Origin of the sequence: Fluviicola sp. (assembly GCF_030151805.1) — a bacterium.
GTDB lineage: Bacteria > Bacteroidota > Bacteroidia > Flavobacteriales_D > Crocinitomicaceae > Fluviicola.
In genome coordinates this window covers 1-14,992 of the sequence record NZ_JASLCN010000431.1, presented here as the reverse complement: position 1 = coordinate 14,992, position 14,992 = coordinate 1, and the positions used below count along the sequence as shown (strand labels likewise).

The window sequence follows — 14,992 nt, the reverse complement described above, 5'->3', positions numbered from 1 at the left end:
CAGGAGCGGGATGTAAAAAGTGTTCTGGCGATGATCTTTTCACCGGTTAATGTATTGCTCATGACACCATTCATCAAACCATTTTCAATTGGCAGAATCATATTCACTTATTTGATTCCGCTGGTTCCCTTATTCGTAATGCTTGATGGTATTTTATCCGCACTGAGAACATATACGGTTCCGGAAATGAACGAGTTGATTTCACGCGTAAAAGGAAATGAACATTTCGACTGGAAAGTCGGGAGACAAAAATCGGGCCCAGCGGGTGTTTTGTATCTGATCGGAAGCCCTAAAGGATGATTTAAAATGGAGCGGGTAAAATGAAAAGAGACATTTGCTGCGGAATGTTTAAAAACTTTTCATTCCGATAATTATCGGAACTCAATTATCCATTTTCATTTTTAAATCACAAAGGTATCACTTATCTTTGCAGTCTTAAAATAAGAGCAATAAATCATTTATGAGTAATACAACAGAAAAATTAGCTTACAAAGTAAAAGACATTTCGCTTGCAGAATGGGGTCGCAAAGAGATCATTTTGGCTGAAGCAGAGATGCCGGGATTAATGTCATTGCGCGCAGAATACGGTGCGAAAAAACCTTTGAAAGGTGCACGTATCGCAGGATGTTTGCATATGACGATTCAAACTGCAGTTTTGATTGAAACGTTGGTTGAATTAGGAGCAGAAGTTACATGGTCTTCTTGTAACATTTTCTCTACTCAAGATCATGCTGCTGCTGCAATTGCTGCTGCAGGAATTCCTGTTTATGCATGGAAAGGTATGAATGAAGAGGAATTTGACTGGTGTATCGAGCAAACATTGTTTGCATTTGAAGGTGGAAAACCTTTAAACATGATCTTAGACGACGGAGGTGATTTGACAAACATGGTGTTTGATCGTTTCCCTGAGTTGACAGCTGATATTCGTGGATTGTCGGAAGAAACTACAACAGGAGTTCACCGTTTACACGAGCGTAAGAAAAACGGAACGTTGGTAATGCCTGCAATCAACGTAAATGATTCAGTAACAAAATCAAAATTCGATAACAAATACGGATGTAAAGAATCTTTGGTAGATTCAATTCGTCGTGCAACTGACGTCATGATGGCTGGAAAAGTAGCGATCGTTTGTGGTTACGGTGACGTTGGTAAAGGTTCTGCTGCTTCTTTGAGCGGAGCTGGAGCTCGTGTAATTGTTACTGAAATCGACCCGATTTGTGCGTTGCAAGCTGCAATGGACGGATACGAAGTAAGAAAATTGGATTCAGTTGTTGGGAATGCAGATATCATCGTTACTACAACAGGAAACAAAGACATCATCGTTGGTCGTCATTTTGAAAACATGAAAGACAAAGCGATCGTTTGTATCATCGGTCACTTCGATAACGAAATCGATATGGCTTGGTTGAATGCAAATTACGGTTCTACAAAATCTACCGTGAAGCCACAAGTTGATATTTACAACGTAAAAGGAAACGATGTGATCATTCTTGCTGAAGGACGTTTGGTGAACTTGGGTTGTGCAACTGGTCACCCGTCATTCGTTATGTCCAATTCATTTACAAACCAAACATTGGCTCAGTTGGAGTTGTGGGAAAACCACAAAAACTACGAGAACGATGTATACGTTTTACCAAAGCATTTGGATGAGAAAGTAGCTCGTTTGCATTTGGCTAAAATCGGTGTGGAATTGGAAACATTGACACAAGAACAAGCAGCTTATATCGGAGTAACTGTTGAAGGTCCGTTCAAATCGGATGCTTACAGATATTAAGAAATAATAAAATTTATAGGAAAAGGAATCTCGTCAGAGGTTCCTTTTTTGTTTCATTCCCATACGCACGCGCGTTCCAAGGGGATTAATCCCCTTGGACGTGCTTTGCACTGAACTTGAAGAAGTAGACTCACTTCTATTGCTTAATCTGACAGATTCACTAATTTTGTTTCATGCAACTTTCTGAAAGAATTAAAGTCCTCGACTGGACTTCCTTAAAGACAATTTTATTTGTCGGATTGATCGTCCGCCTGATTGCCGCAATTTTTTCCGAAGGCTATGCCATGCATGACGACCACTTTTTGGTGATCGAAGCGGCAGGTTCGTGGGCAGATGGATTTGATTACAACCATTGGCTTCCATGGAACAAACCAGCAGGAGCTGCTCCGGAAGGACACAGCTTCACCTACGTCGGGTTGAATTACCTTTATTTTGCATTCATGAAAGCAGTCGGAGTTTCAGATCCGAAATTATTGATGTTAATCAACCGGATTATTCATGCACTGTTCTCATTACTCGTAATCCGGTTCGGATACCTCATTACAGAAAAACTTTCGAATAAAAAGACTGCAAGTTATGTGGGATGGGTATTGGCTCTGTTGTGGGCGATGCCGTTTTTATCCGTGAGAAACCTGGTAGAAGTGGTGAGTATTCCGTTCCTGATGTGGGCCGTTTGGCTGAGCTTACAGGAAAATAGAAAATGGGCCTTGTTCTTCGCAGGCTTGCTGATTGGTGTGGCAATCTCATTCCGGTACCAAATTGCGATTTATGCCGTCGGACTTGGAATCTACTACCTGATCAAAATGGAATGGAGAAAGTTGATCCTGATGACAGCCGGTTCGCTTGTTATGTTTGTATTGACGCAAGGAGTAGTCGATTATTTCATCTGGGGCTATCCGTTTGCAGAGTTCAAGGGATACGTCGTTTACAACATGAATGAAGGAACCCGTTACATGAGCAATCATAACTACTTTATGTATTTTTATGTGCTCTTCGGCTTATTGCTATTCCCACTCGGAATCCTGGCATTGATTGCATACTTCAAATCAGCTAGGAAATACCTGATCTTGTTTATTCCCACTTTTGTATTCTTATTGTTCCATACGATCTTCCCGAACAGGCAGGAACGTTTTATCCTGACGATCTTCCCGCTGGTTTTGATACTCGCATTCCTGGGAATTGAACAACTGAGAAAACGCAAATTCTGGAACGGATTCTGGAAAGTTTCCTGGGTGGCGTTCTGGATATTGAACTTTCCCCTGTTTTGTATCGTTACGGTGATGCCGTCAAAAAAATCGCGGGTGAATACCATGTACGCATTGCACGGAAAAGCGCATGGCGGAGAAAATATTCTGATCGAAGCAACAGGGGAAACCAATCCCGAAATGATGCCTTATTTCTATTCCGGAAAGTGGGATTATAAAGTAACGGAGCGTTGGAGCATGGATACAATCAATCCGGCGAGTTTCTATACTGCAGTGCCGCAGGATTATATCTTCTTCTTCGGTGAAAAATCGTTGGAGCAGCGCATTGACACTTTCAAACTGATTTACCCGAAAATGCATTTGGAAGCTCAGATTCAACCTGGATTTGTAGATAAATTCTTACATGGAATCAACCCGAGAAACTCGAATTCCTATGTTGAGATCTGGAAAACAGAAGTTGAACAGAAATAAGTAAATCTTTTTTCTGTTCCTCTCGATCATACTGTGTATGTACATTCGGGGGCTCGAAGTGACAAAAAAAATCGCTAAAGGATATTCTAATTATAGATCCGCAATAAATTACTTCCGTTCCACAAAGCCTGGTATTTGCGTAATCCCCAGCCGGAATTGGCGATCGGAGAACCATCATACATGGAGAACCGGGCACTGGAACAAGGATCATACAATTGCAGGTAATTGGTCGAATCCGGAGTGAGTCCTGTTGCGCAAACGTTGTCCGGATCTTCCGGAGACATGCGTTCCCAGGCAACAAAAACATCAGTCGACTGACGGTAAACGATGATTCCTTTAATTCCTCCGGCAACATAAGCCCAACCACCAACACTGTTTAAATCCTGGTAACTGGGAAGCGTCATGTCAATCGAAAAGTCGAAAGCAATACTCGGAACAGGATGTGTTCTGTTTTTTTTACAAGAAACACCTGCAAGAATTAAAATCAATAAAAAGATTCGTATTTTCACTTGACTTTATTGGAATGATAAAATTATGAAGTTAAGAACGATTTTACAACTGTTTCTATTGTGCGGACTGTTTATTTTTGGTGGAGGATCGGTTGAATCGTCCTATGCACAAGACGGATCCGTAGCGAAAGCAGAGAAAACGATTGCCAAGCGCCGGAAGCAGGAAGCAAAGGTGGCGAAGAAAGAAGCGAAGAAATCCAAAAAGGCATTTTGGGCGCGCCAATCCAAAGAAGCCAGAAAAAGTGTGAAGAGAAATCAGAAACGCCAAAGGAAAGCACAACGGGATGCTAAATCCTGGTAAATAGCTTGTCTGATAATTATCGGTAGTGCTTATTACTGAAACTTTAAAATCACAACTAAGCAGGCGAACATCTATTTGTGCAACTTGTCCCGACTTTTCGGGATTTGTGGAAAAGTCACTAACATGCTCGCATAGAACCTTAAATAAAAATGCCCCGACATTCATCGTCGGGGCATTCTCGTTGGTTATTGGTTTGTTAATTGTGATCGTACTCGTGCCCTAGTGCAACCACATCAACTTCTTTCAGCAAGGCTTTTGCCTTTTTATTTGAAATTTCACGTTTGAAAATATCGAATATTAAGTAAACGCATGGAACAATGATCAGCGTCAGTAACATCGAACTGGTCAAACCTCCGATCAATACCCAGGCTAATCCTGCTTTCCATTCAGCACCTGCTCCATGAGCAAAGGCAATCGGCATCATCCCGAAAACCATCGCAAGTGTCGTCATCAGGATCGGACGTAAACGCGCCTGACCCGCAATGATCAATGCTTCCACAGTGTTGTGTCCGTCGGCTTTCTTCTGATTTGCAAAATCGACGATCAAAATCGCGTTCTTCGCTACCAATCCGATCAGCATGATCATACCAAGCATCGAGAAGATACTGATTGGTTCCATTGCCAGCGCCAGTGCAAGCAAGGCTCCGATAATCGCTAACGGAATAGAGAACAAGACTACGAACGGATAAACATAAGAATCATACAAGGCAACCATGATCAGGTAAACGAACAGGATCGAAGCCAGGATCGCCAAAAGCAGGTTTCCGAATGCTTCCGCCATGTTTTTTGCATCTCCTTCAAAACTGTAAACCGTGTTGCTTGGAAGCGGATCTTTCTCCATCATTTTCGCAAACTCATCCGTTACCTGCTGGCTGGATGTTCCCAATACTTGTGAAGTAACCGTAATGGAAGGAATCCGGTTTTTGCGTTCCAGTTTGGAAGGCCCGCTTGCTTTACCGATTTTGGCAAACTGACTCAATTTGATTTGTTCTCCTTTGTCGTTGATGAAGTAAACGTCTTTCACATCCTGTGTGCTTTTTCGGTCGAAATCATCATAATTTACAAGAATATCGTAATCCTTTCCACCTTCCGTGTATTTGGAATTGTCATCTCCGTTGAATGACATTTGCAGGGTAGAACCAACGGTATTCATGGTTAATCCCAATTCAGCCATTTTGTCGCGGTCAATATTCACGGTGATCTCCGGGTTTCCGGTTTCAACCGATACCTTCACTTCGGCCGTTCCTTTGATGGATTTTAGTTTTTCCATCACTTTGGAAGCAGCCACGTAATTGGAGTCCATGTCGTTTCCGGTCACTGCAATCTGGATAGGTGCATCATCTGCTCCACCCATGATACCAACCGCCGCAGAGTTCACTTTTACATCCGGAAGCATGTGTTCCAAATCCTGTTTCATCAACTGGGCAATGATCGCTGCAGATTGATCGCGTTTCTCTTTGTCGATGATCTTCACGGTCAACTGTGCTTTGTTATTGGCATTGCTGGATGATCCCATGTTTCCGCTTGCCGTACCAACGCTTGTAAATACGTTGATTACCTGCGGATCTTTAAACAAATAGTCTTCCACGCGTTGAACCGTGGCGTTGGTTTGTTGAATTGTAGCATCTTGCGGTAATTCCAGCGAGATGACGAATTCTCCCCGGTCACCCTGACTCACGAATTCTCCACCGATGTATGGCCCGAGCATGACCGGAATAGCAATAATTCCAACCGCAGCCGCTGTAATGATGTAACGTTTTCTGCGCAACGCGACAGTCAGCATGTGACCGTAAGCGGTGGTGATTTTTTTCAAAATGCGCTCGAACGTCATCACGATTCGTCCACCGAACGTTTTATTGGTCAGTTTGGTTTCTTTCGCAAAACGGGAAGCCAAAAGAGGAGTCAGCGTAAAGGATACGAATAAAGACATCAGAGTCGAAATAACAATCACCAAAGAGAACTGGGAAAGTAAGTTCGAGATCAAACCACCAACCATGGTTAGCGGAAGGAATACCACGACGTCAACCAGGGTAATCCCCATTGCCGTAAATCCGATTTCATTTCGTCCTTCCAGGGCCGCTTTTTTGCGTTCTTTCCCCATTTCAAGGTGACGATAAATGTTCTCAAGAACCACAATCGAGTCATCGACCAAAATCCCGACTACGAGTGAGATTGCCAGCAAAGTCATGAGGTTCATAGTGAATCCAAGCAAATACATGGCAATGAAAACCGAGATCAATGACGCCGGAATGGAAATCATGATGATAAACGCATTCCGCACACTGTGCAGGAATAACAACATCACCAATGCTACGATGAAGATTGCCAGTCCAAGATCCATAACCACCGCATCGGCTGCTGCAAGTGTAAAGTCGGAAGAATCGGAAGAGATTTCAAATTTCAATCCCTGTTTCGCATATTGCTTTTCCAGCTTTTCAAATTCTATTTTTACATTCTTACTGATTTTTACAGCGTTTGCATCTGTTTGCTTCATGATCTGCAAACCAAGAGAGTTTGTTCCGTTGATCCGGTTGTACGTTTTAATCTCCTTGGAAGCGTCCGTAACTGTTGCCACTTCGTTCAGGCGCACCGGAGATCCTGTTTTCGGATCCGTTAAAATAATCAGGTCGTTTAGCTCCTTCAAATCTTTGTATTTTCCGCGCAAACGAACCAATGCCTGGCTATCGTCACCTTTTACTTTACCGGTTGGCAATTCCAGGTTGGCGTTGCGAATGGCATTTGTAACCTGGAGAATCGAAATTCCATAGTTCTCACACGCTTCGCGGTTCACCTGAACTTTGATTTCGCGTTCTTCACCACCTACCATAGTGATTTGCGCCATTCCCTCCATTTTGGCAAGGGAAGGAGAAATTTCATCCTTCACCAGCGAGTAAAGTTCCGTCGGAGGCATGTTAGCTGTCACACCGACACTCATGATCGGAGCTTCATCGAAAGAGAATTTTCCCAGTGAAGGCGAAAGAATTTCTTCCGGTAAAGTAGATAAAATTGCGTTGATTTTCCGTTGAGCCTCCTGCAATGCTTTATCAGGATCTGCGTCATTCTTCAACATCAACACAACGGAAGAAACACCTTCCATGGAAGTAGATTGAATATCGTCGAGGCTTTCAACTCCTGAAAGCGCGTCTTCAATTTTTTTGGTCACCGAGTTCTCAACTTCCGAAGGAGAAGCCCCCGGATATTGCGTAGTAATGGTTACTACGGGAATAGAGAACTTCGGCATCAGTTCGTAGTTTAACTTGGAATAACTGAGGATTCCGAGAAAACCAAGCACTGAAAAGATCACCACGATTAACGAGGGTCTTTTTATGGCTAATTCTGTAATAGACATATTTTATATTTTTGCGGGAATAGGGAATACTCATGAGTGAATTGATGCAAACGCTGCATTTCCCTTCACTGTGAGCTATTGCCTGTTGCCTGAGTTACTATTGCCTTATTTGATGATCTTAACTTGTGAACCGTTGTCAATATTCAACTGTCCTGTTTTCACCACCTGCATTCCGGGTGTTAAACCGGATACGATCTCCAGTTTATCATCGTCTACTGCACCAATTTCGATTTTTATCAGTTTGGCTTTTCCGCCCTGAACAACAAATACTTTTGGATCTTTGATACTACCAACCAAACATTTGATCGGAATCGTTAATGCTTCTTTGGTTCCACCAAATGTAAACTTCACTTTTCCTGTCATTCCGGATTTAAGCGGTGTTTTCGAAGGGTTTGTAAAACGGATTTCAGTATCAAATTTCTTCGATCCGTCTGCTTGTGGCGAAACAGAAACGACTTTTCCGGGAATCACAGACTGTGCGTATAAATCCGGAACGATATTCACCGATTGGCCAACCTGCACGCGAACCACTTGTACATCCAGTAGTTTCACACTCATTTTCAATGATTTGATATCAACAATGTCTGCAATTGCTGTCCCGGCTGCCAAATAGCTTCCTTTTTCAATCGCGACATTCGATACCACTCCGGAAATAGGAGAAACAATGGTTGTCAGTTTCAAACTATGTTGCAATGTTTTCACTTTTGCATCGGCAGTACTCATCGTCATGCGCATTTCTTCAACCTGCTGCTTGTTTACAGCCCCGCTTACAACCATGCGCTCGTATTTTTCAAGGTCTGATTTTGCTTTGTCCAGTGTTGTTTTTGCTAAAGCCAGGTCAATGCGGATCTGATCATTATCCAGGGTCGCAATGACTTGTCCTTCTCTTACGTGATCTCCGTTTTCAATGCTCAAAGTTCTCACACGACCGGAAGTTTCAGATACAAAACTTAACTGATGATCGGGAATGAAATTTCCGTTCAATTCGAAATCTTGTGAAACCGTTTCCATGGTCGGTTTTGCAATCGTCACAGGGAAAATGGTCATTTTCTGATCTGTAATGGATGCGTTTGCGTTCATTTTTTCTTTGTTGCTTCCTAATTTACTGATGACAACAAAGAGCAGGACGATCCCAATCAAAATCGGTAAAATGATTCGTCTGAATGCGCCTTTCTTTTTTATTTGTTCTTGATTTTCCATGAGTTGTTCTTAGTTTAATGATCGAATATTTCCGGTTGCTTTAATGAGGTCAAGTTCACCCTGTTTTACCTGGATTAATGCACGTAAGTAATTGGTTTGTGCATCTCTTAAAGAAGTTTCCGCATTGACAATGTCAGTCATGGTTGCGATTCCTCCTACAAATTGTGCTTGCGTAATGGCATACACCTTTTGTGCAAGTTCAATATTGCGTTGCTGACTTGCCAGCGCCGCCTGGTTTGTTTTTAACGTATTGTTTGCATTGGTGCGCTGCATTTTCAGATTTTCAGCCAGGTACTGTTCTTCCAGTTCCGATTGCTCGATTTGAATTTTAGTCTGCTTCACACGTGAATTCTTTGAAAGACCGTCGAAAATCGGAATGTTCAAATTCACTCCCAGGTACGTATTGGGAAACCATCTGGCACCTTTCTCAAACATACGCAGCGTATTCTGCTGATTCTGCACTGAGGAGTGAAAACTCAATGAAAGCGAAGGCAGATAACCGGATCTGATTTGTTGTAAAGTCACCGAATAAACACCTCGTTGTGCCTGAAGCAATTCCAGATCCGTATTGTTCAGTGTTTCGGTATTGATCATTGTTGCAGATTGCTGTTTCATATCAATAGCCGGTACTTCGATTACAGCATCCAGCGGCATTCCCATGTAATATTTCAGCAAGATTAATTGCTTTTCATAATTGGAAGTGCTGGTTGCCAGTTCCGTTTGAAGATTGGTCAGATTGACGGTTAATTTGTCCAGATCCAATTGTTTCGCAGCATCGTTGTCAAACTGAATTTGCGTGATCTTCAGCAATGAATCCACTTGTGTTAAGTTTGATTCGACCAGTTCCTTTTGAGTGAACGAAACCTGCGCTGAATAATAAGCACTTGCAATATCGTAGATTAATTGCTCTTCTGTTTTTCGTGCGTTGATTTCCGAAACTTTGGAGCTTTTCTCCGTCAGTTTCATACCGTAGATCAATGATTGGTCATAGATCACCTGCTTCGCATCTATTCCGGCACTGGTGTTGTATTTCGTACCGAATTGAACAGGAACTTGTGTTCCGGGTTGTCCGATAAGCTCTCCTGGAAGGATTGACGTTTGCAGTTTGAGGTTATCCTGCACGGAAATAGAACCGTTTACCTGCGGCAAGTAGCCCGAGCGCGTTTCATTGCGCTTCTCGTCCGTGAGATCCATTTCCAGTTTTGATTTCAGCACCCCCGCATTTTTTGTCAGACCATATTGCACGCACTGCTGCAAAGTCATGGGGCTTTGTTGCGCCCTGGCAAAACTCATGCTTCCGGCCAAAAGGGCGAGGAGCATCAGTAAGCTCGGACGATAATTTTGTGTTCTCTCCTTCATACTAGTTGTTTTTGTTATTGTGTGTGTTGCGGTTACACCATTCCTGGTAAAGTCTTGGAAATTCAATACTCAGGTATTCGGTGAACTCAATAAATTCGGCCATTTTTTGATTGAATTCCGGCGTTTCCGGTGTCCGTTGGTTTAAAGCTTCTTTCATAATCTTGATGACATCGAAAAATTTCTGAAAATTATCCGTGAAGCTTTCCTGCCATTGCAGAATATTACTTGCGAAATAGCGTTTCCGGTCTCCCGGTTTTGTTCGGTAAATCACACGTTGAGTAAGTAACAAGGTATTCAACGCCGAACTCGTAGTGCTTTTACTAATTCCCAACAGTTCGCGAATCTGATAGAAAGTTAGTTCCGGCTCATCACAGACGATCAGAAGAGACATAATGCGACCTTCCATCGGAGGAATTCCATGTTGCTCGTAGAAAACCCCCATTCGTTCGATGAGTTCTCTTTGCTCCTGGGTCAATTGAATGTTTGTCATGTTTCTTTTCTTTAGATCCTGTTGTTTCATTCACAGGATTTTTCGTCTGCAAAGGTAACTGGTTTTTTTAGTTCTGAAAATACCGAACCAAAAGAACTCAAGTTTTTAACACTTATTTGCGAATCAAAATTAGTTTGACAATTCCGGTTTGGAAACAGGAAATCGGTGAGCGGTAGAATAAGATCGGTATGTGGATTGAATCGGGGGGCTTCTAAACTTTTTCTGCTGGTAATCTGCTTGTCGTCACGATTCAGAAAATAAATCAACCGTTAAAAAATCTAAATTTTTAGTTCGTGCGTATGTAGGTTGTCTCACGTTCCATTGAAGAGGCAATAGACTATTTACTAATTAATTATGAAAAGGATGAAAAAAATCTTATTCTCGTTTATCTTAGCTGGAAGCATGGCTTCGCTAAGCTACGGTTCGAGTCACAGAGAAGCACCTTTGATTGCAAACGACCCATTGGCAGACAACACCGATGTGTATGCATTCAAAAGCCCCGATGATCCGAATTCGATTACAATCATTGCCAATTACATTCCGACGGAATTTCGAAATGGCGGACCGAACTACTACAGTTTCGGAGAAAACATTCGGTATGAAATCCATGTAGACAATGATGCTTCAACACCGGGAGACGACATCACGTATCGTTTCACGTTCACTAAAATGAACGAAGATCCTACTACGTTTTTCAACATTCGCTTAGGCCAGGAAAACCTGAAAACGACCTACAAGATCGAGAAAAGTACAGATGGCGGAGCAACGTTCACCACTTTCATGACCGGATTAGCGGTTCCGCCGCCAAATATCGGAGATCGATCCATTAATGGTCCGGTAGGTTTAAACGAAGCATCCTATGAAGATTTGATTGCAAGCTCCATTTATGCAACTCCGGAAGGCGGCCAGGTATTTTGTGGTCCTTCGGACGATCCGTTCTTTGTGGACCTGGGAGGAATTTTTGATTTGGGTGATGCTCCGCGTCAGAATAACGGCGGTGTCGTTAGAGACGGTCTGGCAAAATTCAATACACATTCAATCGCGATTAAAATTCCGGTAGCTGTTCTGCAAAAAGACGGTTTGGGAGTTTCTTCTGCAGCAAACATCCTGGATCCGAATTTTGTGATCGGAGTATGGGCTTCGGCAAGTCGCCAAACTACCCGTACATTGACTGCCGGCGGACAAGGTTACGCAGGAAACTGGGTGCAGGTTTCCCGTTTGGGAATGCCTTTGACCAATGAAGCGGTTATTCCGGTTGGAAAAAAAGATTTCTGGAATTCATTGACTCCGTATCAGGAACTGGCGGAAACAACATTGGATGAATACTTCTACAATCCTGAATTGGCGTTGTACATGGACGACAGTTTGTTCGGTGGTGCGGTTCCCGCTTTTGCAGGCCTGCGCATTCAACGCAATTCCCTTCAGGGATTCGATTTTGGAAACGGGAAAGATGGTTTGTGGCCTTTGAAAGGTTCGGCAGCAGTTGCCGGAACGGCGTTGGACGATGCTGTTTTTGGGACCTTGTTATTGCCTGCGGCAGGAAAGCCACGCTCCGTTGATTTATGGCCGATCTTCCACACAGGAGTACCAAATATGAGACCATATCAATTAGCTACCGGGAAAAATGGAAACCCGTTAGCGGCCGGAAAACCGTTCATCAGCAACTTCTTGCCGAGTGGAGGTGATATGCTACGTTTGAATATGGCCGTTCCGGCTACTCCAAGATCAAGTGCTGCATTCAGTTCATTGGGATTGGTTCAGGCAGCAGTTTTGGGATTGACCGATCCGGCTTACAACGGCACAACGACTATTCAGTTTATTCCGAATATGGATGGATTCCCGAACGGACGCCGTTTGGAAGATGATGTAACACGCATTGAATTGCAGGCAGTGAGCGGAGTTGTTTTGGCAGCAGTTGGTTTGTGGTACGATGATTACGATGCTTCGTCAACAACACAGTCACCGGTAACAAATCTCCTTGTAAACGTCTTGAGTTATTCAACAGGAGTAGAACACAATGATGCGGCATTTAAAACGTCATTCCCATATGTGGCTTCACCTTGGGTAGGGAAAGACTAAACCGGAGTTTCACACTAAAATTTTAAAAGATGAAAAATTTAATTAAATATTTGTTTGTGGTGCTTCCGTTCGGAACGGTCTTCGCTTCGAGTCACAGAGAAGCCCCGCTAATTGCAAACGATCCGCTTGCAGATAATACGGATTTATACGCTTTCAAAAGCCCGAATGATCCGAATTCGATCACCATTATTGCGAATTATGTTCCCTTACAAGTTCCGTACGGAGGACCGAATTACTACAGTTTCGGTGAAAATATCCGGTATGAGATCCACATTGAAAATGATGGAACTGCCGGTGATGATATCACCTACCGGTTCACGTTCTCTCAAACAAATGAAGATCCGACAACCTTCTTTGACATTCGTCTGGGAGCTGAAAATCACAAAACAACGTATCTGATGGAGCGCAGTATCAACGGTGGTCCGTTTACAACGGTGATTAACGGAGGAGTAGTACCTCCGCCGAATATCGGTCCGCGTTCCATCGAAAACAATGTGGTTGGTTTGGGAGATTCCTATCAAAACCTGATGAACGACGCAATCGAAACCACGGCGATGAATGAAAAAGTGTTCTGCGGACCCGTCGATGATCCGTTCTTTGTAGATTTGGGCGGTATTTTTGATCTGGGAGATGCACCGCGTCAAAACGGTGGAACACCTCAGGACGGATTACAATGTTTGAACGTCAGTACGATTGCCATCCAGGTTCCGGTTTCTGTTTTGCAGAAAAATGGGCAGCCGGTAAGTGCAGCGACGAATATTTTGGACGGAAATTACGTGATCGGTGTTTGGGCATCGGCAAGCCGCCAGGAAACGCGTACTTTGAATCCCTCAACCGGAGCATTTGCAGAATCCGGAAACTGGATCCAGGTTTCTCGTTTGGGAATGCCTTTGACCAATGAAGCAGTGATTCCGCTTGGACAAAAAGATGAGTGGAATTCACGAACTCCATACAATGAAAATCCGGTGATGGAAGATAACTTCTGTAATCCTGAATTGGGATTGTACATGGATGATGATTTGTTTGGTGGAGCAGTTCCGGCTTTCGCACCCTTGAGAATTCAGCGCAATACATTGCAGTCTTTCGATTTCGGAAATACACACGATGGTTTGTGGCCTTTGCGTGCTACAAATGCGGGAGCAGGTACCGCAATAGATACCAACCTTTTCGGAAACTATTTGCTTCGTCAGGGAAAACCGCGTTCGGTAGATTTATTGCCGATTTTTCACACGGGAGTTCCGAATCTGGCGCCTTATCAATTGGCAACAGGGAAAAACGGAAATCCATTGGCGACAGGAAAACCGTTCATTAATAACTTCCTGCCGACATTCGGCGATATGCTGCGTTTGAATATGGCTGTACCGGCTACTCCACGTAATTCGCCTGATTTCAGTTCTTTAGGGTTGGTTCAGGCGGCAGTGCTTGGATTGACTCAAGCTCCTTACAATACAACAGCCAACCTTGAATTTATCCCGAATATGGATGGATTCCCGAACGGTCGTCGTTTGGAGGATGATGTGACACGAATCGAGTTACAGGCAGTTGGCGGAGTGGTTTTGGCAGCGATTGGACTGTGGTATGACGATTATACGGCTGGCGGACCAAACCCGGTTACGCCGGATCTGTTGGGTGTTTTGACGTATTCGACAGGAGTGGAAGCGAATGATGTTGCTTTTTCGGGTTCATTCCCATATGTTGCCGCTCCTCATCGCGGTACGGACAATTGTTTGGGTAAAGCGTACAATTATACGCAGCCGGTAATACTTCCTCCGTCAACAACGGTTGGACTTACAGAAAACAAACTCGACACGGATCAGTACAAAATCAAAGCTTACCCGAATCCGTTTACAAATTCGGTGAATTTTGAATACACATTGAATTCGGATGCGCAGGTTGAAATTATCTTGTATACATCATCCGGTCAGTTGGTTGGAACGGTTTTACCAAGTGTGAAACAAAGTTCCGGTAAATACATGCAGGAATATACGACTGGACAGTTGTCCGGTGGGATTTATTATGCACGGATCAATATCAAAGGACCAAAAGGAAAAGCCAGTAAGCTGGTGAAAGTGATCAAATCATAAGTTAATTTAAACGAAAACGTCAGGGGCGAAAAATTTTTCGCCCCTGTTTTGTTTCAAAGCGTCTGCTATTAAGAAGTAACCTTCAGCTTCTTATAAATAAAAGATGAATATAGCATAGATATAGCATAGATATAGCATAGATATAGCATAGATATAGCATAGATATAGCAT

Annotated in this window: 10 protein-coding genes and 1 pseudogene; 6 read left to right on the top strand and 5 right to left on the bottom strand. The window is 43.2% G+C overall.

The annotated features are described in order from the left end of the window. The 3 genes and pseudogenes from Q1V93_RS16445 to Q1V93_RS16435 form a co-directional block, all read left to right on the top strand. A pseudogene (locus Q1V93_RS16445) lies at window positions 1–300 on the top strand (hypothetical protein); the annotation flags it as partial. Between the two features lie 160 nt (window positions 301–460). Next, entirely contained in the window at window positions 461–1,774 is a 1,314-nt protein-coding gene (ahcY, locus tag Q1V93_RS16440) for an adenosylhomocysteinase (RefSeq protein WP_300666157.1), read from the top strand. Window positions 1,775–1,947: 173 nt separating this feature from the next. Next, window positions 1,948–3,450 (top strand): glycosyltransferase family 39 protein, encoded by a 1,503-nt coding sequence (locus Q1V93_RS16435; protein WP_300666156.1) that lies wholly within the window; start codon window positions 1,948–1,950, stop codon window positions 3,448–3,450. 86 nt (window positions 3,451–3,536) lie between these two features. Here Q1V93_RS16435 and Q1V93_RS16430 read toward each other — a convergent pair whose 3' ends face one another. Continuing rightward, complete coding sequence (locus Q1V93_RS16430) at window positions 3,537–3,959, bottom strand: hypothetical protein (RefSeq protein ID WP_300666154.1); 423 nt, start codon at window positions 3,957–3,959, stop codon at window positions 3,537–3,539. Window positions 3,960–3,984: 25 nt separating this feature from the next. Here Q1V93_RS16430 and Q1V93_RS16425 point away from each other — a divergent pair, with 25 nt between their 5' ends. Beyond that, window positions 3,985–4,260: a hypothetical protein gene (locus tag Q1V93_RS16425; protein WP_300666153.1), complete on the top strand. Its 276-nt coding sequence runs from the start codon at window positions 3,985–3,987 to the stop codon at window positions 4,258–4,260. Window positions 4,261–4,456: 196 nt separating this feature from the next. On the opposite strand, the gene Q1V93_RS16420 is transcribed toward Q1V93_RS16425, so the two are convergent. From Q1V93_RS16420 to Q1V93_RS16405, 4 genes are all read right to left on the bottom strand, one after another. Continuing rightward, complete coding sequence (locus Q1V93_RS16420) at window positions 4,457–7,609, bottom strand: efflux RND transporter permease subunit (RefSeq protein ID WP_300666151.1); 3,153 nt, start codon at window positions 7,607–7,609, stop codon at window positions 4,457–4,459. Window positions 7,610–7,714: 105 nt separating this feature from the next. Further along, entirely contained in the window at window positions 7,715–8,809 is a 1,095-nt protein-coding gene (locus Q1V93_RS16415; protein ID WP_300666150.1) for an efflux RND transporter periplasmic adaptor subunit, read from the bottom strand. Between the two features lie 9 nt (window positions 8,810–8,818). Continuing rightward, window positions 8,819–10,168, bottom strand: a complete 1,350-nt coding sequence (locus tag Q1V93_RS16410) for a TolC family protein (protein WP_300666149.1) — start codon at window positions 10,166–10,168, stop codon at window positions 8,819–8,821. 1 nt (window position 10,169) lies between these two features. Next, the gene (locus tag Q1V93_RS16405) at window positions 10,170–10,688 is read right to left on the bottom strand and encodes a MarR family transcriptional regulator (protein WP_300666146.1); all 519 of its coding nucleotides are present in this window, start codon (window positions 10,686–10,688) and stop codon (window positions 10,170–10,172) included. Window positions 10,689–11,021: 333 nt separating this feature from the next. On the opposite strand from Q1V93_RS16405, the gene Q1V93_RS16400 reads away from it, so the two are divergent. Together Q1V93_RS16400 and Q1V93_RS16395 are read left to right on the top strand one after the other, a co-directional pair. Next, window positions 11,022–12,737, top strand: coding sequence for a DUF4331 domain-containing protein (locus tag Q1V93_RS16400; protein ID WP_300666145.1), 1,716 nt, complete (start codon window positions 11,022–11,024; stop codon window positions 12,735–12,737). Window positions 12,738–12,766: 29 nt separating this feature from the next. Next, a complete protein-coding gene (locus Q1V93_RS16395; protein ID WP_300666143.1) occupies window positions 12,767–14,821 on the top strand; it encodes a DUF4331 family protein in 2,055 nt (684 codons plus the stop codon). Window positions 14,822–14,992: the final 171 nt, after the last annotated feature.

What these genes read in the sequence shown, in the direction of transcription:
- ahcY (WP_300666157.1), top strand. Translation starts at nt 461, where the DNA reads ATGAGTAATACAACAGAAAAATTAGCTTACAAAGTAAAAGACATTTCG.
- Q1V93_RS16435 (WP_300666156.1), top strand. Translation starts at nt 1,948, where the DNA reads ATGCAACTTTCTGAAAGAATTAAAGTCCTCGACTGGACTTCCTTAAAG.
- Q1V93_RS16425 (WP_300666153.1), top strand. Translation starts at nt 3,985, where the DNA reads ATGAAGTTAAGAACGATTTTACAACTGTTTCTATTGTGCGGACTGTTT.
- Q1V93_RS16420 (WP_300666151.1), bottom strand. Translation starts at nt 7,609, where the DNA reads ATGTCTATTACAGAATTAGCCATAAAAAGACCCTCGTTAATCGTGGTG.
- Q1V93_RS16415 (WP_300666150.1), bottom strand. Translation starts at nt 8,809, where the DNA reads ATGGAAAATCAAGAACAAATAAAAAAGAAAGGCGCATTCAGACGAATC.
- Q1V93_RS16410 (WP_300666149.1), bottom strand. Translation starts at nt 10,168, where the DNA reads ATGAAGGAGAGAACACAAAATTATCGTCCGAGCTTACTGATGCTCCTC.
- Q1V93_RS16405 (WP_300666146.1), bottom strand. Translation starts at nt 10,688, where the DNA reads ATGAAACAACAGGATCTAAAGAAAAGAAACATGACAAACATTCAATTG.
- Q1V93_RS16400 (WP_300666145.1), top strand. Translation starts at nt 11,022, where the DNA reads ATGAAAAAAATCTTATTCTCGTTTATCTTAGCTGGAAGCATGGCTTCG.
- Q1V93_RS16395 (WP_300666143.1), top strand. Translation starts at nt 12,767, where the DNA reads ATGAAAAATTTAATTAAATATTTGTTTGTGGTGCTTCCGTTCGGAACG.